At 41.5% G+C, this 26,756-nt stretch carries 24 protein-coding genes; 11 read left to right on the forward strand and 13 right to left on the reverse strand.

All coding sequences use genetic code 11. The features are described 5' to 3' along the window. Positions 1-25 precede the first annotated feature (25 nt). The gene (alr, locus tag L0B18_RS12580; protein ID WP_234572136.1) at positions 26-1,060 is read left to right on the forward strand and encodes an alanine racemase; all 1,035 of its coding nucleotides are present in this window, start codon (positions 26-28) and stop codon (positions 1,058-1,060) included. Here alr and L0B18_RS12585 read toward each other — a convergent pair. The 5 genes from L0B18_RS12585 to L0B18_RS12605 all read right to left on the reverse strand — a co-directional run bounded on the left by L0B18_RS12585 (position 1,047) and on the right by L0B18_RS12605 (position 5,546). After that, positions 1,047-1,604, reverse strand: a complete 558-nt coding sequence (locus L0B18_RS12585) for an FKBP-type peptidyl-prolyl cis-trans isomerase (RefSeq protein WP_234572137.1) — start codon at positions 1,602-1,604, stop codon at positions 1,047-1,049. The two genes, alr and L0B18_RS12585, sit on opposite strands and share 14 nt — an antisense overlap. Before the next feature lie 114 nt (positions 1,605-1,718). Further along, complete coding sequence (gene tatC, locus L0B18_RS12590) at positions 1,719-2,582, reverse strand: twin-arginine translocase subunit TatC (RefSeq protein ID WP_234572138.1); 864 nt, start codon at positions 2,580-2,582, stop codon at positions 1,719-1,721. Between the two features lie 143 nt (positions 2,583-2,725). Then, a complete protein-coding gene (gene glyA / locus L0B18_RS12595; RefSeq protein ID WP_234572139.1) occupies positions 2,726-4,024 on the reverse strand; it encodes a serine hydroxymethyltransferase in 1,299 nt (432 codons plus the stop codon). A gap of 3 nt (positions 4,025-4,027) precedes the next feature. Then, on the reverse strand, positions 4,028-4,471 hold the full coding sequence (gene rpiB, locus L0B18_RS12600; protein ID WP_234572140.1) for a ribose 5-phosphate isomerase B: 444 nt from the start codon (positions 4,469-4,471) through the stop codon (positions 4,028-4,030). Between the two features lie 265 nt (positions 4,472-4,736). Then, a complete protein-coding gene (locus tag L0B18_RS12605; protein WP_234572141.1) occupies positions 4,737-5,546 on the reverse strand; it encodes an alpha/beta fold hydrolase in 810 nt (269 codons plus the stop codon). Positions 5,547-5,739: 193 nt separating this feature from the next. Between L0B18_RS12605 and L0B18_RS12610 the strand changes: the two genes are divergently transcribed. Then, a complete protein-coding gene (locus L0B18_RS12610) occupies positions 5,740-6,504 on the forward strand; it encodes a lysophospholipid acyltransferase family protein (RefSeq protein WP_234572142.1) in 765 nt (254 codons plus the stop codon). 37 nt (positions 6,505-6,541) lie between these two features. After that, the gene (locus tag L0B18_RS12615; protein WP_234572143.1) at positions 6,542-8,125 is read left to right on the forward strand and encodes a VTT domain-containing protein; all 1,584 of its coding nucleotides are present in this window, start codon (positions 6,542-6,544) and stop codon (positions 8,123-8,125) included. Positions 8,126-8,132: 7 nt separating this feature from the next. Here the strand turns inward: L0B18_RS12615 and tadA are convergent, their stop codons facing one another. Further along, positions 8,133-8,594: a tRNA adenosine(34) deaminase TadA gene (tadA, locus tag L0B18_RS12620; RefSeq protein WP_234572144.1), complete on the reverse strand. Its 462-nt coding sequence runs from the start codon at positions 8,592-8,594 to the stop codon at positions 8,133-8,135. A gap of 62 nt (positions 8,595-8,656) precedes the next feature. Here tadA and L0B18_RS12625 point away from each other — a divergent pair, with 62 nt between their 5' ends. The 3 genes from L0B18_RS12625 to L0B18_RS12635 are packed head-to-tail and all read left to right on the forward strand — an operon-like array spanning position 8,657 to position 10,959. Then, complete coding sequence (locus L0B18_RS12625) at positions 8,657-9,208, forward strand: adenine phosphoribosyltransferase (RefSeq protein ID WP_234572145.1); 552 nt, start codon at positions 8,657-8,659, stop codon at positions 9,206-9,208. A gap of 57 nt (positions 9,209-9,265) precedes the next feature. Next, positions 9,266-9,730, forward strand: a complete 465-nt coding sequence (locus L0B18_RS12630) for a hypothetical protein (protein WP_234572146.1) — start codon at positions 9,266-9,268, stop codon at positions 9,728-9,730. Then, positions 9,727-10,959, forward strand: a complete 1,233-nt coding sequence (locus tag L0B18_RS12635; protein WP_234572147.1) for a hypothetical protein — start codon at positions 9,727-9,729, stop codon at positions 10,957-10,959. The genes L0B18_RS12630 and L0B18_RS12635 overlap by 4 nt, the downstream gene beginning before the upstream one ends. A 58-nt stretch (positions 10,960-11,017) precedes the next feature. On the opposite strand, the gene L0B18_RS12640 is transcribed toward L0B18_RS12635, so the two are convergent. The 7 genes from L0B18_RS12640 to L0B18_RS12670 are packed head-to-tail and all read right to left on the reverse strand — an operon-like array spanning position 11,018 to position 20,319. Next, a complete protein-coding gene (locus tag L0B18_RS12640; protein WP_234572148.1) occupies positions 11,018-13,138 on the reverse strand; it encodes a hypothetical protein in 2,121 nt (706 codons plus the stop codon). Positions 13,139-13,148: 10 nt separating this feature from the next. Continuing rightward, positions 13,149-14,144 carry an AAA family ATPase gene (locus L0B18_RS12645; RefSeq protein WP_234572149.1) on the reverse strand — a complete coding sequence of 332 codons (996 nt, stop codon included), beginning with the start codon at positions 14,142-14,144 and terminating at the stop codon, positions 13,149-13,151. 8 nt (positions 14,145-14,152) lie between these two features. Next, positions 14,153-15,490: a peptidylprolyl isomerase gene (locus tag L0B18_RS12650; RefSeq protein ID WP_234572150.1), complete on the reverse strand. Its 1,338-nt coding sequence runs from the start codon at positions 15,488-15,490 to the stop codon at positions 14,153-14,155. Positions 15,491-15,542: 52 nt separating this feature from the next. Continuing rightward, complete coding sequence (locus L0B18_RS12655) at positions 15,543-16,439, reverse strand: peptidyl-prolyl cis-trans isomerase (RefSeq protein ID WP_234572151.1); 897 nt, start codon at positions 16,437-16,439, stop codon at positions 15,543-15,545. Positions 16,440-16,442: 3 nt separating this feature from the next. Further along, a complete protein-coding gene (locus tag L0B18_RS12660) occupies positions 16,443-18,320 on the reverse strand; it encodes a peptidylprolyl isomerase (protein WP_234572152.1) in 1,878 nt (625 codons plus the stop codon). Positions 18,321-18,349: 29 nt separating this feature from the next. Further along, entirely contained in the window at positions 18,350-19,678 is a 1,329-nt protein-coding gene (locus tag L0B18_RS12665) for a NupC/NupG family nucleoside CNT transporter (protein ID WP_234572153.1), read from the reverse strand. Further along, entirely contained in the window at positions 19,678-20,319 is a 642-nt protein-coding gene (locus L0B18_RS12670) for a thymidine kinase (protein WP_234572154.1), read from the reverse strand. Before L0B18_RS12670 ends, L0B18_RS12665 begins: the two co-directional genes overlap by 1 nt. A gap of 164 nt (positions 20,320-20,483) precedes the next feature. Here L0B18_RS12670 and L0B18_RS12675 point away from each other — a divergent pair, with 164 nt between their 5' ends. The 5 genes from L0B18_RS12675 (at position 20,484) to purD (ending at position 26,726) form a co-directional block, all read left to right on the forward strand. Further along, entirely contained in the window at positions 20,484-21,710 is a 1,227-nt protein-coding gene (locus tag L0B18_RS12675) for an endonuclease/exonuclease/phosphatase family protein (RefSeq protein WP_234572155.1), read from the forward strand. Positions 21,711-21,820: 110 nt separating this feature from the next. Continuing rightward, positions 21,821-23,272, forward strand: a complete 1,452-nt coding sequence (gatB, locus tag L0B18_RS12680; protein WP_234572156.1) for an Asp-tRNA(Asn)/Glu-tRNA(Gln) amidotransferase subunit GatB — start codon at positions 21,821-21,823, stop codon at positions 23,270-23,272. A gap of 28 nt (positions 23,273-23,300) precedes the next feature. Beyond that, positions 23,301-24,662: a TlpA family protein disulfide reductase gene (locus tag L0B18_RS12685; RefSeq protein WP_234572157.1), complete on the forward strand. Its 1,362-nt coding sequence runs from the start codon at positions 23,301-23,303 to the stop codon at positions 24,660-24,662. Between the two features lie 7 nt (positions 24,663-24,669). Continuing rightward, on the forward strand, positions 24,670-25,434 hold the full coding sequence (gene tpiA, locus L0B18_RS12690) for a triose-phosphate isomerase (RefSeq protein WP_234572158.1): 765 nt from the start codon (positions 24,670-24,672) through the stop codon (positions 25,432-25,434). A gap of 5 nt (positions 25,435-25,439) precedes the next feature. Further along, positions 25,440-26,726 (forward strand): phosphoribosylamine--glycine ligase, encoded by a 1,287-nt coding sequence (gene purD / locus L0B18_RS12695; protein WP_234572159.1) that lies wholly within the window; start codon positions 25,440-25,442, stop codon positions 26,724-26,726. Positions 26,727-26,756: the final 30 nt, after the last annotated feature.

Consider the following 26,756-nt stretch of genomic DNA (forward strand, 5'->3'; position numbering starts at 1 on the left):
TCCCAATTCATTCGCAGAAATAAGTTTGTCTGCAATTTCAAAGAACATCCAGTCCATTAAAAACAAATCCGGCAACAAGAAAATTTTAGCAGTTGTGAAGTGCGATGCTTATAGCCACCATGCTGTAAGAGTCGCTTCCCGTATTGAAAATCAGGTTGATTGGCTGGCCGTAGCAAACGTGGATGAAGGAATTGAACTTCGAATGGGAGGAATCAAAAAGCCGATATTGGTTTTGGGGGTTCCGACTTATAAAAATGCTGCCGCTTACCAAACGCATAATTTAACTGCAACGGTCAGTCACAGAACTCATTTTTCCATTTTGATGGACGGCACTTCTTATCACATCAATTTTGACACAGGGATGGGAAGGCTTGGGTTTGTACCTGAACAGGCAGAAGAAGTCAGGCAACTAGCTGTGGCAAATCAGCGATTAATTTGCAGCGGAATCTATTCACATTATGCAACGTCAGATGATCCCGGATCGGATTATGTACAAACTCAACATGAGCGGTTCGTCAAAATTCTGGACCATTTTGGCGAAATTCCATTGGTTCATATGAGTAATACGGGTGCCGTAGCTAACTATCCGAATCTTAATCATTTTGACATGATCAGAACGGGTCTTGGCATGCTTGGGTATAATCCCGGGGAAACCCGTCATGACTGGCTGGAGCCGGCTTTAACCTGGAAATCAACCATCGCTCAGGTTCGTCCTATAAAAAAAGGAGATGTGGTTAGTTATTCCTCAACGTGGATGTGCCCGGAAGACGGGTATCTTGCTACCATTCCTGTTGGCTACGGAGATGGAATTCCACGCTCGCTAAGCAATAAACTGAAAGTGAATATCGGTGGAAAATTATATCCCCAGGTTGGAAATGTAACGATGGATTACATCATGATTTACTTAGGTGAAGACCAGATCCCAACGGAACAAGAAGTTATTCTGATGGGGAAAAATGGATGGACAGCACATGACTGGGCTGATCAGGGAAAGACCAACGTCCATGAAATTATGACGAATATCCAGGGGAGAGTTTTACGCCGTTTTATCGACTCTTAGTAGGACCTATATCTGTGATAAGAATATCATAAATAAGCGTTTCTTCCACATATTGTGAAGTCCGGTTATTTGAAGGAACAGCTTTAAATCCTTGATCGGGTGACACGACAATCGTGCGTTTTTCTCCATCTTTCATACCAAGTAATCCACGCTGAAAGCCGGGAGTATGTGTCACAAAAATATCATATGGGTTTTGTACGATTATTCCCTGCCCATCGGAATTGGCTATTGATATGTTAACAGGTGAAGATTGTCCATCCGCAAAAGTACTAAATATAACAGCACCAGACTCAGTTCTGAGTGTCAGATAAGCATTAATACTGGATATGTGATTTACTTCAAAGGGACCAAACCCTTCTTCATGCAGGTAAACTTTTACACCTTCATAGATATCAACTGATTCAACATTGGTAGTATCAAAAGCTTCCGGAACGGTGGAGTAATCCGGCGGTTCAAATCGATAAGGGTCACTCGTATCACAAGAAACAACAATAATAAAAAGGAAAAGAAATATTGATAAAATTGAAATTCGGGACAGTTGCATAAACAGATTAAATAGTACTTGGTTTCTTTAATTCGATTTCTGATTAGTCATCAAAAATAGCAGTATTTACTGACTGTTTAAAAAGAAACATTAACATTTGATTTCGGATGAATCCTAAGACTCATTAGTGAACGCAGCTTCCATGTCTTTCTTGCGTTTTCTGCTGGCAATTCTGCTAAGTAAGATAGAAAGTTGATACAGAAGAATAATCGGCACCGCAATCATTACCTGGGAAACAGGGTCTGGCGGAGTTAAAAAAGCAGCAAGTATCAGTGCGCCAACAATAGCGTGCCGGCGGAATTTTCTCATTGCTTCAGGATTCACCAATCCAACTTTTGAGAGAAACCAACTGATTACCGGTAACTGGAAGATTACACCGCAAGCCAGTGTCCAAACGGCAACGGATGTAAAGTATTCATTGATATCAAACTCGTTGGAAATGAAGTCTGCAATCACAAATTGGGTAAAAAACTGAACGGCAAAAGGAACAAGAATCAGATAACCAAAAGCAACACCAAGCAAAAAGAAAAAGGTGATGAACATGGAATTGAAAAAGGTCTTGAGCTTTTCACCGGATTCAAGTGCTGGTTCTATAAACGCCCACAACTGGTAAATAAAGAGAGGAGCGCCGATAATGATGCCAATAATGATTAGTGTTCCCCAGTAGGTGAAAAACTGTCCCGGAAGGCGTCTCGAAATCAGTTCGAGTGCTACTGGTTCAATGGGCATAATCCGGTACATGAAAAAGTCCGTTTTTGCCGGACCGAGGATGAACTCATTGATAAAAAAATCAGAAAAAATAAAAGCGATAACAACACCACCCACAACCCCGGCAAGACCTTTTAAAATTCTCCATCGAAGCTCTTCAAGATGATCCAGGAAAGACATTGATGCGGTTGGATCTTTTTTTGGAGGCTGCGCCTTGGGAAGAATAGCGCCCATTATACTTCTATTGGAACTGTCTGTAGATTCGCTCATTTATCCTCAAACCTGCTCGTAAAAAATAAACTGATGGATTTGCTGTACGATTTTCGATTGTACATACGCAGTAAAAAAACTAATCCGAAAGATATCAAAATCGTAGCAATATACCGTCTGTTCATTTATAAAAATTGTGCTCCTTATGCCTCAACGAAATCATAGAGTGGAAATTCTTTGCAGATTGCCTGAACCTCTTGTTTAACGGTTTCGAGCGTGGATTCATTATTGGGATTTTGAAGAACGGTGTCAATCAATTTCACCACATCAGAGAATTGTTGTTCTTTAAAACCACGGGTTGTGAGCGCAGGCGATCCCAAACGGATTCCCGATGTTACAAACGGACTTTCCGTATCAAAAGGAACCATGTTTTTATTAACGGTGATTCCTGCTTTGTCCAACGACTCTTCTGCAATTTTTCCTGTTAGATTCTTATTCCTCAAATCAACCAGAATCAAGTGATTATCCGTACCATCACTCACTAAATTATAACCGAGATTCTTAAACTCATCGGCCATGTGTTTGGCATTTTTTTGAATTTGCTGCTGATATTCTTTGAACTCGGGTTGTAATGCTTCACCAAAGGCTACAGCTTTTGCTGCGATCACATGCATTAAAGGTCCGCCTTGCGATCCAGGGAATACAGCGGAGTCTAAAACTTCGCTGGTGTTTTTCACACGTCCTGATTTTCTGGCGGTAACTCCCAGTTTATTTTCTCCGTCGTTTCCAACCAGGATCATTCCGCCTCTTGGGCCTCGAAGTGTTTTGTGTGTGGTAGTTGAAACTACATCACAGTAGGGCAGAGGATCATTCAAAAGATCGGTTGCTATAAGGCCTGCGGTGTGAGCCATATCCATCCATAAAAAGGCTCCTACTTCATCGGCAATGTCGCGGAAAGCCTGGTAATCAAAATCCCGTGGATAAGCACTGGCTCCAATAGATATCATTTTCGGTTTCACTGCTTTTGCCTTATCCCGAACTTTGTCCAGGTCAATTCTGCCTGTATCTTTTTCAACTCCATAGAATTCCGGATGATATTGGATGCCGGAAAAATTTACCGGTGAACCATGTGTAAGGTGGCCTCCATGCGAAAGATCCAATCCTAAAAGTGTATCGCCGGGATTCATAAAAGCCAGGTAAACAGCAGCATTGGCTGATGCTCCCGAGTGCGGCTGTACATTCACCCAATCGGCATCAAACAATTTTTTTGCACGTTCACGGGCCAGATCTTCAATTTTGTCTACATGTTCGCAGCCACCGTAATATCGTTTTCCCGGATAGCCTTCTGCATATTTATTGGTAAGCACGGTACCCATTGCCGAGATTACAGCGCGGGACACAAAATTTTCGGATGCAATGAGTTCAAAGTTGTTGTTTTCTCTTTCAGTTTCCTGCTGAATATATGCGTAGAGTTCAGGATCCTGGTTTTTCAATACATCCATAGACTATTTTTGCTCAATTACTGATTGAATTTTATTGATTCTGCGTTCGTGCCGGCCGCCTTCAAAATCTGAAGTGAACCAAGCGGTAAGTATCTTTTCAATTTCTTCTTCATTCAACTCCCTGCCGGGTATGCAAATGATATTGGCATTGTTATGTTGCCGCGAGAGTTTAGCAACTTCAGGTGAATAAACCAAAGCCGCACGAACCTTATTGAATTTATTAGCGGTCATGCACATTCCCTGTCCACTGCCACACAATAATATGCCGGAGTCGTGCTCACCGGAATTAATCTTTTCAGCCACCTGGATTGCAAAATCAGGGTAATCAACCGAGTCTTTGGAATGGGTACCAAAATCTATTGGCATGTGTCCCATTTTCTTGAGAATCTTTTTGGTAATCTCTTTTGCTTCGAAACCGGCGTGATCACTTGCAATCGGTACAATCATTTTACATCTGTTAATTTAAATAAGTGGTTCAATATCTTGAAAATATTCATGATGAGAAAGCAACATCCATTGATAATTTGAACAAATTTCGAAAGCTGAAAATGAGATAATATCATTGCGAAAGAAATGAATGAAGTGTGGCGATTTTCAAGCGATGATTACAAAGAGATTGTGCCAAAGGCATCCCTTCGGGGGCTTTGTTGCACTCGCAATGGCAAATCATAGAGAACTGCAATTTTGAGAAGATTATGTTATCAATCCCAACTCAGGCAGACTGTTGAAGATACCGTTTGTGATTGACAAGAAACTCGAGGGATACATCGTTAAACTCATCCGGCCTTTCAACGTTTACCACGTGTCCGCTTCCTTCAATAATGGTTAGATAAGAGTGATCAAACTCCTGGATCATCTTTTTGACAGGAGGGAGGAACATATGATCTTCCTCTCCCATGACGTAAAGTGTGGGCGCTTCCATCTCTTTTTCTTTAAAATGCCTCAAAAGCGGATTCACATCATACGTCAACCGAAACCATTTTAAGAACTCCTTACGAGCCAGGCTTTTAGCTTCCCTCACAAAAAGAAGGCGTGACTCTTCGTGATTTTTTTTCGGCATAATGATCCATGCGAAAAGCCTGTAAAGCCACATAAATGGAACTATTTTTTTGAAGGTATGTCCCAGCCAAACCAAAATTCTCGATCGAATGTTAAGACGCGTTATAGCTCCGCACATCACCGCAGAAATTACACGGTCGGGTTCCATTTCTGCAATTGTTCTGATGATGATTGTTCCAAGTGAAACCCCCACAAAATGAGCCCGATTAATACCATTTTTATTGAGCGTATCTACAACATCTTTACTGACGGTTTTAAACGTATATTTCTCTTTATAATATGCCTCAAGAGAACTCATCTCTTTGGATTTTCCATGCCCGCGTAAATCCACCAGAAGAACATTGAATTCTTCGCTGTAAGCCTTCACCTGCTTGAACCAAATGGCTGAAGAGCCACCCGCACCGTGTATAAAAACAACCCAGTCTTTTTCGGGTGAATTGAGATATTTCTTTGTAAAAAGCATTTCTAAAATGTGCAGTCAGATATGTCCTTTTCCGTACGTGAAAGGACAAGATAAGTGAATTGTGGCGAAAATTTTATCATAACTATTTAAACGAATAAACAATTCGATAATTTTAATAGCTTACATTCTGCATGACAAAAAGTTACAAATTTGGTTTCTTTACTTTTTCTATCATACAGGAAATGCGTTTGGAATGAGGAAAATTACAGCAGTCATCAAATCTTTTTTGTGCATTCTATCCACGGGTTTGGTCTATACGATTTATGCCATTGGTTTGTTATTCATCAGGATTTTTAAAGGGCGATACGAACCCTGGAGAAATAAATGCCTGAAATTATGGGGCAAACTTGCATTAACTTCTCTCGGCGTAAAGGTTGAAATGAAAGGCACACCACCTGAGCCGCCATTTTTTCTTGTCAGTAATCATTTAAGCTATATCGATATTCCGGTTTATTACTATTGTTTGAAAACAACATTTGTATCTAAAGCAGAGATTAAGAATTGGCCGATTGTGGGATTGATGGCACGGTCGCTTGGAATCATTTTTATTGACAGAAATAGAAAACGTGATGTCCAAAGAGTAAACACAGTCATTTCAAACAAAATAAATGACAGACAGGGAGTAGTACTTTTCCCTGAAGGCAAAACCTCCGCCGGTGATGATATAATGCCTTTCAGGCCTTCGCTGTTGCAACATCCGGCTATCGAAGGATTACAGGTTCATTACGCCGCCATTCGATATCAAACAAGCGAGAAAGATGTACCGGCTCGCGACTCTGTAGCTTGGTGGCAGGATATCAGCATGTTTCAGCATTTAATCGGTTTGGCGTCTAACCGGTCTATTACCGCCGAGGTCACCTTCGGAGAAAAAAGCATCAGGAAAGAGGATAGAAAAGTATTGGCAGCGGAACTTCATAAAGAAGTCAAATCTGTATTTAATCCAATGACACCCAATTGATTATGGATATTATCTTGAATCCATTGAAAAAAGAAAATTGACTCATAATCTCTTAAAAACCATAAAGATTTTTTGCATAATCTATGCCGGAGCACTTCTTCTGTCATGGATCATTCAAATCTATTTTCCTACATCTGACAAACCCAATCGGTACCAGGAAGCTCAGGTTATTGTGGATAATGGCAAGAGAATTGATCATCAGTTTCTTTATCTCGCAAATTCAGAATCAGATCAGTCCATCATTCTTCTTCCTGATCTTTTTGGCGGGCAGGAATTTTTGTTACCGCTGGCTCGAATGCTTGATGATTCTTTGAATGTGATCATTCCTGAATATCCTCAGGTTACAACAAATAATGTATCTGTAAGCCATTCTGTGCAAAGCCGTGCACGCTTTATTGATAGCTTGGTTGATTCCCTCAATCTTGAAAATGTTCATTTACTGGGGCATGGGTATGGCGGACTTATCGCGATAGACCTGGTATCTGATTCCACTCAAACCCAATATCAAAGTTTGGTTCTGTTATCATCGTATGGTCCGCAGGAACTGCAATTTTTGGGGAATCATATCATTAACAGATCACTTTATTCAACGCTATATCCTGTTGTGACGGTTTTTAAATATTTGGTTCCTCATATGGGCTGGTATTACGAACAGCCCGTAGATTTCAATTTTGCTAATACGCTCATTGCTTTAGATCAGCGGCCGGTTCGGGATCAGCTCCAAAGAATTGAAATACCAGTGCATATTTTACAGCCTATCAAAGATCGATATGTATCTCTGTCAATTGCTGAAGAAATCCACCGGCTTGTGCCGCATAGTTCGCTGTTTTTGGCTGATGGAGATCATCTTACAACCCGAAAAACACCCGGAGTTTGGAATCAGCAGATTATTGATTTTGTGAATATTGTACACGATGGAATGGCTATTGGAAGAGATGAAGCGATAATCAGCCGCCTGGAAGCTTCCCAGGAACCATTTGATGCGGATAAATTTGCCACAATTGGCGGCTGGACGCTAATAATTATTCTTTTTCTGCTTGCGCTGATATCCTTAATCAGCGAAGATCTCGCTTGTATTGCAGGTGGATTACTGGTTGCCAGCGGCATCATTGATTTCTGGTTTGCGGTTTTGGGCGCTTGTATTGGCGTTTTAGGTGCCGATGTCATCCTCTATTTCCTGGGCAAGTGGATTGGAAACCCAATCCTGCAATGGATTCCATTCCGGTGGTTTATCAAAGAAGAAGACATTGTAAGGGCTGAACAGATGTACCGAATGAGAGGAGTTGAGATTATTTTTGCCACACGTTTTTTGCCAGGCACCCGCTTGCCGGTTTACCTGGTTTCAGGGATGATTCGAGTAAAGTTTTCTTTCTTCCTGCTTTATTTTGTGATTTCAATGATGATCTGGGCTCCGCTATTGGTTGGTATTTCTGCACTCATCGGCCAGCCAATGATTTCATACATGGCTACGTATCAAGAATACGCTTTATGGCTGATACCCATTATTTTGGGGACTATTTATCTGGCAATAAAGGGAATTATAATGGTTTCAACGCCAAACGGACGACGCAAAATTGTTGTGAAATATCATCGTTTCCGGGAAAAGTATCTGGGAAAATAGAAGTGTTTTATCTCTTCGATTTAAAAAACTCCTGAAGTAAATACTGACAATCCGCTTCCATCACGCCCTGGATCACTTCAATATTGTGATTGAGTTTATTATTGGATGAGATATTAAAAACCGTTCCGCAGGCACCAGCTTTTTCATCCATAGCCCCAAAGACAATTCGTTTGATTTTGGTCCACACCAGTGCCCCGGCACACATGGGACAAGGTTCAAGAGTTACGTAAAGCGTACAATCGTGCAGGTATTTATTTTGAAGAGTGGAGCAAGCGGCGGAAGTCGCAATCATTTCAGCATGGGCCGTAGAATCCTGAAGCATTTCCACTTGGTTATATCCCTTTCCAATAATGCTGTTTTCGTGGACGACCACCGCACCAACGGGGATTTCTCCTTTTTCATAAGCGGTTTCTGCAAGCCGAAAAGCCTGCATCATATAATTTTGATGAATATTTTTTCCGTTAAACATTCGACAAGAAAAATGTTAAGTTTCTGCTATAGCTACGTTCACTAATCCGGGTCACAAATAAAATGCCACCAATTTCTAATGTTGAGAAGTCAATAAAAGGATTACTACTCGAGAATATCCGATCCATAAAAGACTTTCCCAAACCGGGAATTGTTTTTAAAGATATTACTCCCTTATTAAATGATAAACACCTTCTGGAATTAACTTCAATGCTGTTGGCAAATCCTTTTCGGGGAATGGAAGTAGATCACGTTGCCGGTTTGGAGTCGAGAGGATTTTTATTCGGAACGAATCTTGCCCAAGATCTTCATGCCGGTTTTATCCCCATTCGAAAACCAAACAAACTTCCGGCAGAAACTGAAAAAGTGGAATATGAATTGGAGTACGGAACGGATTCACTTGAAATTCACCAGGATGCGATCAAACCCGGTGCCAAAGTAGTCATTCATGACGATTTGATTGCCACGGGTGGAACCGCAAAAGCTGCCACCGAATTAATCCAGAAGTTAGGAGGCCAGATCGTTGGATATTCGTTTGTTATGGAAATTAAAGCACTTCAGGGAAGTTCTAAGCTGGAAGCTGTAGCGCCTTGTTTCGCATTACTTTCAGTTTGATGGAACAAAAATTTTAATTCATCATCTAACCACTGAACCCTTAATTCATTTATTACTATGGTACAAAAACAACTACTTACACTTTTTATGGGTGTGGTTTTAATGCTTGGGATTATTTCTTGCGGACCATCACTCGTGATTCAAAATGTTGATTACGCACATCCGATTGAGAGTGTTCTCGAACCGGACAGCGATAACATGGTTCACGATGATCGCTACGCTATTGATTTCTCAATCGCACCTATTTTAGAAGAAGAAGGCACAACATCTGTAGATGAAATTCGGCTCATCCGGAATACTGCAGGTTACTATTTTGTGACCGCAAATGGCTTTAGCAATGTCTATGTTTTTTCGCCGGCTGAGAGTGAATTGAAGCTCAAAAATACGATTGAATTTGAGACAGGTTTAAGTGAACCAGCGTTTAACCAACGTGAGGACTTTATTGAATTGGTAGATCTTGCAAATGGTGAAACGTACAGATTAAACCATGAAGGAATACAAGAAGAAGAGGACTCAGAATGAATACTTTAATCAAACAGTTTACACTTTTTGTTGTACTGACACTTTTTACAGGAATGGCTGCCGTTGCCCAGCAGTCTGACTATCAGATTCAGCAGGATTTCAGAACAGAATACAATGAACTTCTTGAACGAATCGACCAGGCTACTACAACGGAAGCGTTAGAGGAGATTGAAGAGGCGATCAATGATCTGGAAGATGAATACGAGCAACATGCCGATTTAATTGATGCTTCCAGCAATCCTGATTCATTTGATGGCGCAATTTCCACATTACGCCAAACTCATGCATCTGCCGTAGAAAGCATCTCGACCATTGAGGATCTGAATGATCAGATTGAAGATCTTGAAACCGAAATGGAAGGAGTGAAGTCTCGTCTGGATCAATTAAGTGATGAACGGACAACGCTTCAACAGCAAATTGATGCATCTACTGAAAATGAAGCTCGCCAGGCTTCTTTAATTCGCCAGTATCGTGAGAATATTGAAGAGCGAAACCTCTTCGTTTCCAATTTCCTTGGCGAATTGCTTTCAAAATATCAATCAATGGATAGTGCCCAGCAGCAGGAAATTTCTGAAGCTGCCGGCCGACTTGAAGAAAATCCGATTGATGTTATCAAAAATGTAATCAACGAATACATCAATATGATGGATCAATCCTCCGCTTTGATGGCACCCGATTACGTTTCGATGAAAGCTCAGCATGGATATTTTGTGGAAGTTTGGGATAGTATCGGCGAGCAGTTGGTAAATACGTTTGCTCCTGAAAATCCTGCTCAAACACAAGAAGAAGTTGATCAACTTCTTACAGCCTGGCAATCATCCATCACCAATAATCTCTGGGGATCCATTCGAACTTCTTTCAGCGAAAATGGAGTTGAGTTAGCTGAATTCAATTCTTCTGAAGAGTTCTTTAATGCTTTAAACAGCTACCTGGATGGCTCCATCGAGACCAGCGTTGAACGTAACAGCGAAGAAGACTACGATGTGTATCGCGAGTTCAACAACTTCTGGTCAAACACGGTGAAAGCCGAATGGGGAGAAATGTTTATTGAAGGTGATATTCTTTCTCAATCTCAAATTTCAGCGATTGATATGAAGCTTGATGATTGGAGAGACGAAGCTATGCCTACTTCCAATCTTACATTTATTTTGTTGATTGTAAGTATAGCTGTGATCATCGGCTTGATCGTACTTCTTCTCACCAGGAAAAGTGGTGAATCCAAAGCGTAGACAATAAAGTTTTAAACAGATCTAAAGCCGTCCTGATACACATTCGGGGCGGCTTTTTTTATGGCAGGGATACAGATCTTCGGAGAATCCATTCAACAGAGAGAAGAAACAAAACTACAAAGAACCAAATTGCTGAATGATGAATGAAAACCAACTCTTCACTGATTTCTTCCGATATCTGTACACTTTCACTGTCCTGCAGAAAATCATTCAGCCGGTTCATGTCATAGTCTTGAAGAAAAATACCTTCCGTAAATTCCGATAACCTGCGAAGTAATTCGTCATTTCGTTTTGTATTTAGAAACTCTGCAGAAGATTGACTGACCCTGACCCGTGTTTCGGCCGTTCCGATCGTTCGATTGTTTTTAGTAGCAGTGGCTTCCACACGATAGATTCCCTGGGGATAATTACCGATATCAGCTGAATACGATTCATTTTGTCGATGAGTCATTCTGTATACACTGCTCTCTTCATCACGGTCTTCATAATTTACATCAAGTTCAATGATGGCATCCGGCTCGGGTTCACCTCGTTCGTTAAACAAAGTGCCTCTTATTTCAACAGGTTCATTCTCGGAAAAAATACTTTTTGCAGGTTCAATGATCAGGTTTTCGCGATCGGGAGACGTTGAAGTCCAGGATATCAGATTGGTAAATAATTGTTCGAAAAATTGCCGTGTTTCCGGATTCTGGCTTTGTTCAAATCTGTACCAGCCATATGCGGTTACGGATGCTCGCCTGCTTGTTGAGGCGTCTTCCACTATTAAAACAGGAAGCCCCGATTGAATACTTCTGTAATTTGCGGTTAACAAAGTTTGGGATAAAGAAGAGGATTGATATTGGCCGCGATATGTTTGCAATGTTGGAAATCGCTGAATTCCGGCTGATTGTAGTTCCAGCACAGGATGTGATACCGAGGATTGAAAGGGTTCTAGCTGTACATCAATTTGCTGGTTCCCAATAGATGACAAATAACTTGCAGTCAGTTGAGTTATTTGATTGCTCATCAAAATTCTGAATGTATTGGGAGCTGCTATATAGAGAATCGGTACTTGTTGATTGTTCAACCATTCAAACAAAGATGAATTTATTGCCGGAAGTCCATGCAGCACAATTAAATCCATATCTTCATTCAATTGCTGTGGATTACTTCCCACAAACCGATTATTTCCCAGATAAGTTGAACTGAACAATTCATTCTGCTGATCCGTAGCAATCAGTCTTCGGATTGAACCGATATCAGGATGAATTTCGAAGGCAAGGGATAGAATATTTGTTTTATCCTCCAACACCTCGATGGTAAATTGCGACTGATTATTTTGTTCGGTGAATTCACCGTCTTTTGGTGGAATCCGAATCTCAAAATCAAAAAAACCGGCTTCTGTAAACTCTTGTTGAAATTCGACTATTTGGCTGCTTGTTTCTGCGCTGAATGTAAGGGAATGCGTCTCAGTTAATTCGCCGTCTTTAAATAATTGTACAGTTGTTTCTTCTCCTTCAAAACCTTGTTGCTGAATTTCGGCCGTAAAAGTCTGACGGGTTTGTGTATAGACCGTCTGAATGAAATCAACATTTGAAATGGCAATATCACGAACGGCCGTGGTATCTCCAACAGGCACAGTAATGAGAGGTATCGATAAATTTTGAGCTGCAAAAACCGGGTTTCGTCCATTTGTAAGAATTCCGTCTGAGAATATAACGGAGGCCCGATAATTCGTTTCGCGCTCACGAATAAATTCAATAAGTGAATTTAAGTTGGTACGAAATCCATCAACTGTAACCTCATCAAAAGAAGAAACCTCATCATCAAACAAAAAATAATCGTATTCGAATTCACTGCTTTCCGAACTCCTGAACTGTGCAATAATGTTTGAATAGGATTCCAGACCTGAGTACTCTCCGCGCTCTACTGAAAGACTTTGACTGTTATCAATAAATACAGCTATTCGTGGATTGTCAGAGTCTGAGTTTTGCCGCACGAAAAAGGGATTGAGAAGTAACAACAGCAAAATGAAAAGTGAAGCGGCCCTCAGCGTAATAAGTGTATAGCGTTTTAGCTGAGGAACGGAGGAAAGGTGCTGGTAACTCCACCAGGCTAAAAAGAAAGAGACAAGCGCGAGCAGTACAATGGCCAAAATCGGAAAAACCGGACTAAAACCCTGTATAAACGCGCAGTTCATGAGTCCAGTTTTAAATGTTTTTTGCCAACTTGTGGATGATATCAACGGTTGATAATCCTTCGGCTTCAGCAGCATAATTGGTTACTATTCTGTGTCGCAAAACAGGTACGGCAAGTGCTTCAATATCTTCCATTTCCACATTGTATCGTCCTTGGGACAACGCTCTCGTCTTGGCACCCAAAACCAGGTATTGCGAAGCCCGCGGGCCGGCTCCCCAACTGAGGTATTTGTTAACAAAATCGGGAGCATGTTCCGTATTTGGCCTGGACTGAGTAACGAGTTTTACTGTTTTATCCAAAACATGATCGGGAAGAGGTACTTCCCGAACCATTTTCTGGATGTCCAGTATCTGGTCTTTCTCCAAAACCGAATTGATTTTTACGTCCCTCGGGGAAGTAGTTTGATTTACAATCTGTTTTTCTTCATCAAAAAGCGGATAATCCAGCCAGATGTTAAACATGAAACGGTCGAGCTGGGCTTCGGGCAGGGGATAGGTTCCTTCCTGTTCAATTGGATTTTGTGTAGCCAGAACAAAGAAAGGCCGGTCCAGGTTAAACGTCTGCCCGGAAGCTGTTACGTTATATTCCTGCATTCCTTCCAGCAAGGCAGCCTGTGTTTTCGGAGGTGTTCGGTTGATCTCATCCGCCAATACAATATTTGCAAAAATTGGTCCTTTGATAAACTTGAACGCCTTTTTGCCTGTTTCCTTATCATCCTCAATCACTTCAGTTCCTGTAATATCGCCCGGCATTAAATCCGGAGTAAACTGAATTCGGCTGAAGGAGAGGTTCAACGTTTCAGCAAGTGTCTGAATGAGTAAAGTTTTTGCAAGGCCCGGTACTCCGACAAGAACACAATGTCCGCGAGAGAAAAGAGAGATTAAAAGTTGATCGACAACATCTTTCTGGCCGACAACCGTTTTGGCAATCTCATTCTTTATTTTTGCAAAAGAGTCACTAAAAAAAGATGCTGCTTCTTCAGGCGCTTCAGGAATCGATTGATACATAAATAAATCTAAATTTGTGCTTCTGTTGAAATATCTTCAGGCATTGGGATCTTGAATTCAACATAAACTTCTGTTCTCAAATCGTCGATCCATTGACGCATAATTCTGTTTTGTTTTTGCTGCAGGGCCACTTGCCGGAGACGATCGTAATCAGTTTCAAGGTTTGCGCGGTGTTGTGGGATATGGCTATCCAAACGGACAATACGAAAAGCCCTGTTCACATTTGGATTATTCGGATTGTATGGCCTGGGTTCAGAAATATCTCCTTCCTCATCCAACAATAATACAATTCTGTAAAGAGCCGGCTCAAGCTGATCGAGCGAAATAAGCCGATTGGCATTTTGCGGATTATAAATTTTACCGCCTACAGATGCAGTTTCTTCATCCTCGGAATATTGTCTTGCCAAGTCTGCGAATGATTTATCATGATTTAAAACACTATCGCGTAATGCGGTCAGTTTTTCAATAGCTGATTCTTCATCTACACTGGCTTCATCAACTTCAATAAGAATATGGTTGGTCTCAATATTGTCGCCCACCCGCCGATTTAACCGAATGACGTGAAAGCCGAATTGAGTTTCAACAACTTCGGAAATACCTCCGGGTTCAAGGGCAGATGCAGCCGCAGAATAATTAGCGACAAGATCATCCAGCGGCATTAATGGAAGGAGTCCGCCTCTGGGACCCGTTGGGCCGTCACTATATTTGCGAGCCATTTCCTCAAAATTTTTCCCACCGGTTGTAACAGAATCCCGTAGCGCCTGTGCACGCTGGTAAGCTGCTTGTTTGGCGTCTTCAAGAGGAGGAGGGATTGCAACAATCTGCGAGATAGCAACCTGTTCCGGAATAATTGGAACCTGTCCATCGGGTATTTGTTCAAAGAAATTTAGTACTTCGGGCCGTGTAATATTAATCTGCTGCATTTTTTGCTGCTGAACTCTCTGAGCAGTTAACTGATCCCGGAACTGCTCTCTGAATTCAGCCCGAATTTCAATAATACTTTGCCCGAAAGCATCTTCAAGCGCCTGTTCACTTCCCGCTTGCCTGGTAAGTTGTTCAATTCGCTGGTCCATCATTCGGTTCACTTCGTCATCACCAACAACAACAGAATCAATCTGAGCTTTTTGAAGCAAAACATAGTTATCTACCATGCTTTGGAGTGCACTGTACCAAAGTTCTTTATTGAACTCAACATCCTGGCCTTCGACCCGGGCCTGACGTAAAAAGTTTTGCACTTCGCTATCAACGTCAGATTTTAGAATAATACGGTCGTTGACAATCGCAACAATTCTGTCTGACACCTGGGAATTTTGAGCGAACAGCGGCGTTGTGAATATGATAAGCAATAATAGAGATGTTAATGCCTTCGAGTAAATGTTCATTAAAATGTTTGTGTAATTATTGATTTTTGAATTTTTCAGATAGAATAGCTTTGATATCGCTAACGTCAGCCAATTCAATTTCATTATTCGCTTCCGCCTGAAGATAAAGATTTCGAATGTAAGCATTTGTTATTCTTCTGGATTTTTCCAGAGTCAGCCATTCCTGGATTTGAGGAATCAGCCACTCCAGTTCCGGGTATTCTCCTTCAGACTTAATATCCATCAACTGAACAAAATGATATTGTCCTTCATAAAAGTGAATGGGAGACCGCTCCGTAATTCCCATGATACTTAAATATTCATTCAAAGCAGGAATATCAGCCGCAGCAAGAGATTCGGGCCAGTACATGGATGATTGCCTCAATTGCAGATCCGGATCTACGCTATATTCTCTTACCACATCTTCCCACGGTACTCCATTCGCTATCTCGCGATTTGCGTTGTCGGCCTCCGTTCTTGTTCGGGTTGTAAGATGGCGAAATTGCATATAGGTTTCATCGAGCATGAAGCGATCCTTGTTGGCCTGGTAATAATTTTGTGCTTCTTCGAGTGTAACGGCGAGTTCTTCTTCATTTTCCTGCAAAATATATTCTTTTAACTGAGCTTCCAGCACCTGGTCGTAGAAACGATCCATTTTCTCCCGAAACTGCTCTGTTTGGCTCACCCCCACACGTTCGGCATGTTGAAGAGAAACCTGTTTTCGAATCCACTGCTCGGCATAGGTTTGAATCGCACCAGCAGAATCCTCTTCAAATACAAATTCGGGAATCTCGTTCATTGCGTCCTCAAGATACAAATGCGTTCCATCTACGGATGCAATAACAGAATTGCTGGTAGATTGTGTTCTGCTCGTACAGCCGGCAGCAATCATTGAGATCAGTAAAGAAATGAAAAGAAGAGACGTGTTCTTCATCCGTTATTGGAGGTTGTCAGGATATGTTACCAGGTTATACCGCTCTTTAAGTTGGTTAAGAAAATTTTCTTCATGGATTGATTGGTAATCAGAAAAAACTCTATCAAACGCTTCATCAAAAGATAGCATTCTTTCCGGATTTGTTTCATTCAATACATATATGAATTCCCTGTCATCAACGGTTAACGGTTCAGAAAATTCTCCAATGTCTAATTTTTCGAGCGTTGCGTAAGCAGGATTTTGGGGATGACTGGTAGAATCCTGATTTACAACCACATTTTCCATATTCTCTGAAATGGAAGGGATATCCAATCCTTCGTTTAACTTTTGATGTACACTATTTATAAGACTGTCACTCGGCGCATAAATTTCTGTGTAAACAAATGTTTTCTCTTTCTTGTAATTACTTTTGTTGGATTCGTAATATGCCCTTAGTTCACTGCGATTTGCAGACTCGGGATTCCAGATATGATTTTCATTTACTTCAAAAACAATCAGCCCGTTCAGGAAATGGTCCACTTCTTGTGCAAAGTCCGGGAAATATTGGCGCGTAACATCAACGAGATTTTTTTCGATGATCGAATTTCGATAAGAAGTCACGAGATCACCTGATTCCATAACCTCATCCACAGAAGCTTCTTGGTTTAACCACTCTTGAAAGTGATTATTCGTATAACTTTTACCGTTGAAATGAATCAGTTCTTCATCCGAAGACGTTGTTTGTCCTGATAAATTGGTAAATCCGGATCGGTTAATTCTAAGGTCACTTTCATTTGCGATACGTTCATAAACATCATCACGATCAGGGTCCAGTCTGCCAAGTTGCTCCAGCCGTTCCAAAACAAATTCCTCTTTCTGTTCCTCATTTTCAAAGGTTTGTACGGAGTCTATTTTCATGATGTGATATCCATAACTGGCTTCAAAGGGCTCGGAATAAGCACTGTCGGGATTTGTGCTCATTGCCGCTTCGATGAGTTGGGCTGGAAATCGTGTGCCGTAACCGACCCAACCTAAAAGTCCGTCCCGGTTTTTCGTGGAAGGATCTTCGGTATAAACCTGAAGAACATCGTTCCAGGATGAGTCTGATTCCAGAGCCTGAAAAGCCTGCTGAATCTTTAGTGAGCCGTCGGTTTCATCTGTTTTTCTTACAAAAATATGTTTCACCAATCTTTGGGGAGTTCTTGGACGAATATCCTGTAACATGATTACATGGTATCCAAACTGCGAACGGACAGGCATCGATATTTCTCCGGGTTCCAGGCTGTAAGCGGTGTCTTCAAACGGTTGGATAGTACTTCCAGCCGTAAACCAGGAAAGTTGGCCTCCCACAGAATTACCATTTTGTTTGGAAGAGTGCAACTCATTCATTTCTTCAGGCGAAGCGCCGTTTAGTAATGAATCCCGTACAGCGATGAGAGAATTATACACATCCGCGGTATCTTGCGGCAGAGCATCCTGTGGCAACTCTTTGAGGATGTGAAATGCTTTTATCTCATTCTTAAACCTATTCTTAAACGTTTCAACCCGTTCTTTTTTAATGTCATTCTCAATCCAATAGCGAATGGCGATATCGGAGGCATAATCATTAAATTCAGCCTGTACTGTTGAATCCTGATCATAACCCTGTTGATATCCTTCATAGAGCTTTAATCTGAAGTCAATATAAGTTGGGAAAAACTCACGGAGTTCAGAGCTGTCGGCCATTTCCGGATTTCTGTTTCTGTAGAAATTGGTTTTCAATTCATCCATTGTAACGGTCTGATCAGCAAATGTTGCGATAACCGATTCATTGATATCTTGATTTGAAAGCTCCTCAGAGCTCTTGCAAGAAGATACAATCAAAAGAAGAAGCCCTGTTATAAAAAGGAGATAAGTTCTCATGTTCGGAATAGTACTTATAGAAGTGATCGTTAAAAAAGCATGCCGGCAATAGTAGCGGTCATGAGGTTGGCAAGAGTTCCTGCCAGCACAGCGAGCAGGCCGAAAGTAGCCAATTCTGATTTACGGCTGGGAGCCAAGCCGCCAATTCCCCCAATTTGAATGGCAATGGATGAAAAGTTGGCAAACCCGCAAAGAGCAAACGTGGCCATCGTAACTGTTTTTGGAGACAGAATATTTTGTTCAACCATATCGGCAAGCTGTAAATAGGCTACAAATTCATTCAATACAACTTTTGTCCCCAGCAAAGATCCCATATTGATCGCATCTGACCAGGGAACACCAACCAGAAATGCGATAGGAGCGATAACCCATCCAAGAAGGGTTTCAATTGTTAACTCAAAACCAAGCATCTGATTAAGGCCGACGAGGCTTCCTAGTTCACTTAAAAAATAATTGAACATAGCCAGTAATGCGATGAATGCCAATAACATAGCGCCTACATTTGCTGCCAGTTTTAACCCTGTTCCTGCGCCCGTTGCAGCCGCGTCAATTCCGTTGGCATCCGTTTTTTCAATACTCAGTTTAACATTTCCTTTTGTTGCCGGTTCTTTTGTTTCCGGGAAAAGTATTTTTGCAATGACAAGAGCGGCGGGGGCGGCCATGAGACTGGCTCCCAAAAGCTGTTCGGCAAACATTAATCGGCCAACATCAAGTGAAACACCTTGTGCTGCGCTATAGGAATTTCCAAGCATCTGTACGTAAGCAGCCATAACTCCTCCTGCGATTGTTGCCATGCCGCCTGTCATAATTGTGAGAAGCTCGGATTTTGTCATCTTCTCGATGTACGGTTTGATAACAAGAGGGGATTCTGTTTGGCCTACAAAGATATTGGCTACAACCGAAAGAGATTCCGCTCCGGATGTTCCCATCAGTTTCTGCATGCCGGATGACATCCAGCTTACTACTTTTTGCAGAATTCCATAATGATAAAGGATGGCGGTCAGAGAGGCGAAGAAAACGATAGTAGGGAGGACCTGGAATGCAAAAAAGTTCCCAAGGCTTCCTTCCATTCCCGGACTTTTCGCAAGATCTCCGAAAATAAATTCAGCTCCGGCAGTGGTGAAATCCAGTACAATCACAAAGAAACTGGAAACCCAACTGAAAAATGCTTTTGGCCAGCCCAAAGGTGACCAAAATTCAGCCATTACAGATCCTTTTAAAATAAATACCGCCAATACAAACTGAATACCTAAACCTGTACCCACGAGTTTCCAGTTGATGGCTTTTCGATTGTTACTAAATGCAACGGCGATACCAATAATCGCGGCCATTCCAATAGCGCCTCTTAGAATATCCATTAGTCGTTTTCTTTGTTGGTTGAATCTAATTGAGTTTGAGTCAAAGGAGGGATGATCTTTCCGCGTTTTTGATCGGCCGGCGGACGAAAACAGTGCCGCGCTCTTGGTTCATAAGCATCTTTTTCACCCACAAGAACCTGGTCTTCATTTTCCACCACTCGCTGAGAGAAATTTGCCATCATTCCGCTTTCTGCGCAAATGGCATGAAGTTTCGTAACATATTCTGCAATCGCCAATAATTGAGGCATTGGCTCAAACGGTTTCCCTTCATAATCCATATCAAGTCCTGCGATAATAACCCGTTTGCCGTCATTTGCCAATGTGTTGGCAACTTCTACAATTCTGTTATCGAAAAACTGCGCTTCGTCAATACAAACTACTTTTGCAGAAGAAGTTAAAAGAATAATCTGGTCGGCCGTATCAACCGTTAATCCCGGCAGGGTGGTTTCGTTATGAGATACAACTTCCGATTCACTATAGCGGTTATCAAGAGCCGGTTTAACGATAATTACGCTTTGCCCGGCAATGTGAGCTCGTCTTGCCCTACGAATAAGTTCTTCTGTTTTTCCGCTAAACATCCCACCGCAAACAACTTCAATCCATCCTGCATGATTGGGGAGAAAAGACGGTTCATTAATCATATAAAAAAGCCTTCAAATTCTATAACAGGTTTGATGGATGGAATATATCCTGCTGGCATCAAAACAAAAAGAGAAGAATTTTATAAACTGTTTTTATGCTTTTTAGGATGGTTGCCGTACTTTGAATGCCGTTAGAAATGGTATTTTGCAACTGATCTCAGACTATGACTCAAAAGCGTTCCTGTTCACAGGCTATTCTTCTGAAAAATGTTTTGTTGATCTGCATTTCTCTTTTCTGTGTTGAATCTGTTGCTGCCCAAATAGTTGATGCGTCCATTCGCGATATTCCGAAAGACAGTACATTTGATGTAGTCACCTGGAACATTGAATGGTTTGGCAGTGAAACCAATGGTCCAGAGGATATTGAACTGCAGATGAACAATGTGATTGAAGTGGTTAAAACCATGGATGCCGATCTTTATGCATTCCAGGAAATTGTTGATAAACTACTCTTTTTTGCACTGGATGACAGCCTGGAGAATTACAATGGTTTTTACGCCTCTTACGCTCAATCCCAAAAGACAGCCTATCTTTTTAAAACTTCCGTCATTGATTCTCTCGATTCCGGGTTACTGAAAGCTCAACAAAATGAAGACAACTGGGCTGGCGGAAGGTTTCCGCTTTTTTTCGAATTTGATGTAACTCTCGCCAATCAAACATTGCGTGTGTTTAGTTATAATCTTCATGCAAAAGCTTTCTCTGATCAGAATGCATACAATCAACGGAGGAATGCAGCCAATTCTCTGAAAGAATATCTGGATCGGTCGCGCTACAATGCGAGTGTAATTGTGCTTGGAGATTTTAATGATATGCTTACAACTTCTACCTTCGATGAAAGAGAATCTCCCTATTCAGTTTTTGTTGAAGATAATGATTATCTGAAGGTGACTCTGCCGCTGGAGGAACAGGGATTTGAGACATATCTTCCGGAAGAGTATAACAGCTTCATCGATCATATTATAGTGACCAACGTGTTGAAGAATATTCATATGCACGGTGAACAGATGGTTGCTTCAACTGATTATATTGAGAATTTTGAATCAACAACTTCTGACCATGCCCCGGTTTGGACACGCTTCGATTTCACCAAAAACTTTGAAGATCGTTATGAGGAACTTCCCGAAGAGTTCCTGGTTGGGCCAAATTATCCGAATCCGTTTAATCCATCTACGACCATACCATTTGAACTGAATGAACTGGCCGAAGTAAGTGCTGCTGTTTATGATATCATGGGAAGGGAGATCGCCGTTCTTTCAAATGATCAGCCATTTAATGCAGGAGAACACACACTGACATTTAATGCTGCCGGGCTGACAAGTGGAATTTATCTCTTCAGGCTGGAATTGAGTACGGGTCAGACACGAACTCAAAAAATGACTCTGATCAAATAATCCAAAAAAGCTGCTTCATATAATTCTTAGAATCTGACACATTCCTTATTACATTCTATATTTACTTTGTTATCTTAGGGATTTATGAATTTGTAACGTGAAGATCAGTAATGCCTACAATTGACAATGAAAAATACGAGGCGGTTATAGGCCTCGAAGTTCATGCTCAACTTTTAACAGACAGTAAAGCTTTTGCGCCTGTTTCATCGGAATATGGTGGCGCTCCCAATACACAAGTAACACCGTTGTGCCTCGGGCATCCGGGAACTCTTCCTGTTTTGAACGAAAATCTTGTTCGTTATACGATCAGAATGGGGCTTGCCACTAATTGCAAAGTTGCTGAGAAATCGATCTTTGCCAGGAAAAATTATTTCTATCCCGATTTGCCGAAGGGTTATCAAATTTCCCAGTATGAAACGCCTATCTGTTATGACGGCCACATTCAAATCGAGCTTGAAGATTATGATAAGACCATTGGCATTACCCGGATTCACATGGAGGAAGATGCCGGAAAATCGATTCACGATCAGGATCCATATCACACATTAATTGACCTGAACCGAGCCGGTACACCTTTGATTGAAATTGTATCCGAACCGGATATGCGAACACCGCGGGAAGCCTACGAATATCTCAAGAAAATCAAGCAGATTGTTCAATACCTGGAAGTGTGTGACGGAAATATGGAAGAGGGAAGTTTGCGCTGTGATGCGAACGTTTCCATTCGTCCGCGAGGGCAGAAAGAGTTTGGTACGCGAACGGAATTGAAGAATATGAACTCGTTCAGAAATGTGGAACGGGCATTGATTTATGAAATTGAACGCCAGATTGATTTGGTTGAATCCGGCGGAGAAGTGATTCAGCAAACGCTTTTGTGGGATCCGAATAAATTGGAAACCCGCCAGATGCGATCGAAAGAGGAAGCCCACGATTACAGGTATTTCCCTGAGCCCGATCTTCCGCCAATTATTGTTACTTCCGATCTTCTGGATGAGGTGAAAACTGAATTGCCGGAATTGCCGGATGTTCGTTTTGAACGGTTTATAAAGGAATTAGGACTGAATGCCGATGATGCGGAAATTCTTACAGAATCACGATATTTGGCGGATTATTTTGAAGAAGCCTTAGATATTCTTGATGATCCGAAAGCCATTGCCAATGTGATTCTTACGGAAGTTCTCAGAGTTTTGAATGAGAAAAGCATTTCCATTCAGGAGTTTTCAATATCGCCGGAACAGCTTACCGAATTGATTCAGCTTAAAAAGGATGACAAGATCAATTCGTCAGCTATGCAAACTATTTTCAACGAAATGCTGGAAAGTGCCGATTCGCCATTGGATTTGGCTAAAAAATTAAATCTTATTCAGGTATCAGATACCGGTTTTTTGGAGCCGATTATTGAAGATGTAATCGAATCAAATCCTGAAGAAGTTCAGCGTTACAGGGAAGGTAAGAAAGCTTTGATCGGATTTTTCATCGGACAAGTGATGAAAGAATCGAAGGGCAAAGCAAATCCAAAACTGGTACGCGAACTAATTTCCAAGAAATTAGAATTGAATTAATTTGAGGATACTCGCACCTTTAAGGTACATGAAAGCTCAAAGTTTATTTCTTTTTTTGCTGTTGCTAACAGTTGTTTCATGCTCGGGGGATGATGAAACGGACGAACATTCAGCGATTATCGAAGGACAGATTACTGTAGATCCGGCACTCGATGAAACGAGAGATTACAGCGGGATTGAACTCATTTCAACCATTCGTTCATCTGTCAATGAAAGCGATACTCTTTTTCATGCCATAACTGATTCGACCGGCAGCTTCTCCGGAATAGCGTCATTTTCAGAGAGGAATATTTATCCGCTGCTAATCACCAGAAATAACAATACGTTTGGGATCGTAAATGTTGTTTTCGCTGAAAATGATACGATACGAATCACTGGACAATTGCCCAACATTAATGAGACGGTTGATGTCTCATCCCGCGAGAATGAAGTTATTGAGGTATTTCAGCGAATAGAAAGAAACTTTTCGCGGGTGGCTAGATTTATTAATGCCGGAATTATGTCCCCGGATAGTGCGGCACTTGAGGTCAATAAATGGAGCGATATTTATTGGGATATTTATGAGAAATATCCAGATACCTATGGCGCCAAGCTGGCCGGTGAAACATCGATTTCTATGCTAAGCGGACTTAACGATTCCCTGATGGTTAATCGGTCGGAAGAATTATTGCAGAACTATCATACCCTGATGCCTGTAACTAGGGAGACACTTCTTGAATATTATGCCGAAACAAGTGGTTTAGAACGTGCGCTTGCATTTATTGAAGATCTAAAAAGCCGTACAGATCAGGAGGATGATCTAATTGATCTTGAAATGGAACGAATTGAACTTCTGTATGACAGTTCACAAACAGTGCAGGCAAACCAGGTTCTTGATCAGTTTAAAGAAACGTATGCCGAGCACGAAATGGTGATGCAATGGGCCGAGGATATAAGTTACGACCTGGAATTTCTTGCCCCGGGTTCTCCTTTTCCCAACCTGAACTTTCAACTTGTGAATGGAGATTCCCTCCGTATTCAGGAATTGCAGGGAAATCCTTTTTTAATTGAGATTACAAGATTTGAAAATCCACTATATCAACAGCAGTTTAACAGAACGGTTGCCATTCACCAGATTTATAAAAACTTTGGGTTAGATATAGTAACCGTTCCCTTAGCTACAACAGATGTAACCATGAATGCTTTCTTTGAAGAACGCCAACGTTTGTGGAAAGTAGTTCAACCCAACTCATTTAATGCGGACCAATTAATTGAACGTTTAAATTTAAACCGGGTCCCGACAAGATTTTTAGTCAACAGCGACGGTACCATTATCAGGAGATATGTAGCTGAAGAATATGATGACATCGTTCGCGGACTACAACAAATAACAACTCAAACAGAAGAATAAGTAACATATGAGAACTTTATTAATAGCCGGAAACTGGAAAATGAATGCAGGCCCAACCGAAGCTAAAGAATTGGCTGAAAGCATGGTTGCTGCAAGAGAGGGTAAAGATGATTCACAAGATTTGTTGATTTGTCCACCGTTTATATCGATACCGGCAGTAGCTGAAGCATTTAGCGGTTCCAATTTTAAAGTTGGCGCACAAAATGTATCCACAGAGGATAACGGTGCTTATACCGGAGAAATCAGCACATCCATGTTGAAGGACGCCGGATGTGAATACGTTATTGTAGGCCACTCCGAAAGAAGAGAATATTACCATGAAGATGATTCATTGGTAGCAGAAAAAGCTTTGAAAGTTTTAAAAGACGGACTGAAAGTCATCGTCTGTGTAGGTGAAAAACTTGAAGAAAGAAAAAGCGGAAACCATGAAAAAGTTGTAAAAAACCAGGTTGAAGCTGTCATCAAACAAGTGGATAAGAGCAATGCTGATAACTTTGTAATTGCTTACGAACCCGTCTGGGCAATTGGTACCGGCGAAACTGCCACCCCCGAGCAAGCACAGGAAATGCACGCGTTCATCCGCGGATTACTCTCTGAAGTATGGGGAGACGATGAAGCTGAAAAAATTCGTATTTTATACGGAGGCAGTATGAAACCGGGCAATGCTGATGAGTTACTTTCCCAAAAAGACGTGGATGGCGGACTAATTGGCGGAGCCAGCCTGAAAGCAGACAGTTTCAGCGGAATTATTGATATTGCTGAATCAATATAGATTGAATGGATACTTATAATGTTTTATTAATTGGCGGTGGAGGGAGAGAGCACTCCATCGCCTGGAAATTGAGTCAATCGGATAAACTCGGGAAACTGTACACAGCTCCGGGTAATCCGGGGACGGCTCAATTCGGGACCAACGTAAAAATCGATCCGTTAAACTTCGAGGAAGTTGAAACATTCGTTCTAGAAAATAAAATTGAGCTTGTCGTTGTTGGCCCGGAAGCTCCTTTGGTAGCAGGAATTGCCGACTATCTTACAGAGAAAAATATCCCGGTATTTGGTCCCAGAACCTCAGCGGCGATGCTTGAGGGTAGTAAGGAGTTTGCCAAGGATTTCATGATGAAATATGAAATTCCCACTGCCGACTACGCAGTGTTCAGTGCTGATGAGTTTGACGATGCCCTGAAGTTTATCCAGCTTAAAGATTCTTATCCGATCGTATTGAAAGCTGACGGACTTGCCGGCGGTAAAGGAGTCTTTATTTGCGACAGTGAAGAGGAAGTGCAAAAAAGACTCAATAAAATCAAAAATGACCAGTCCCTTTCCGGTGCAGCCGATCGATTGGTCGTTGAGGAATTCATGGAAGGAGAAGAAGCATCCGTTTTTGTAATTTCAGATGGTCACACATCTCATATTATTCATAATGCGCAGGATCATAAACGTATTGGAGAAGGAGATACAGGTTTAAATACAGGCGGGATGGGTGCCTACTGTCCCGCGCCCGTTGTTACGGATGAGGTTCTTGCCGTAGTCAAAGAAAAAATTATCGATCCGACCATTGCCGGAATGCAACTCGAAGAATCTGCTTATTTAGGAATTCTTTATGTTGGGTTGATGATAACCGAAGACGGCCCTAAAGTGGTCGAATATAATTGCCGCTTTGGTGATCCCGAATGCCAGGCAATTCTTCCTCCTTTGGAAAACGACCTTTTGGATCTGTTTCTTGCTACGACTCAACAAAGGCTGGATGAAAAATCTATTCAAATCAGCAACAAGCATTATTGCTGTGTTGTGTTGAGCAGCGATGGCTATCCTGTTGAATATGAAAAAGGAAAGGAAATCACAGGGATAGAAAATGTTGATGAAGATACTTTTGTTTTTCATGCCGGTACGACTCTAAAAGACGGAAAACTGGTGACCAATGGCGGACGGGTTTTAAATGTTGTAGGAAGTGGACACACCCTTCAGCAGGCCATTGATAAAACCTACGAAAATGTCGAACGAATTCAGTTTGAGAATCGATACTATCGCAAAGATATTGGGCACAAGGGCCTTCGTAGAAACTGATTCATCGATGTCTGTATTTCAGCTATTCTA

Source organism: Rhodohalobacter sp. 614A, from assembly GCF_021462415.1.
Classification (GTDB): domain Bacteria; phylum Bacteroidota; class Rhodothermia; order Balneolales; family Balneolaceae; genus Rhodohalobacter.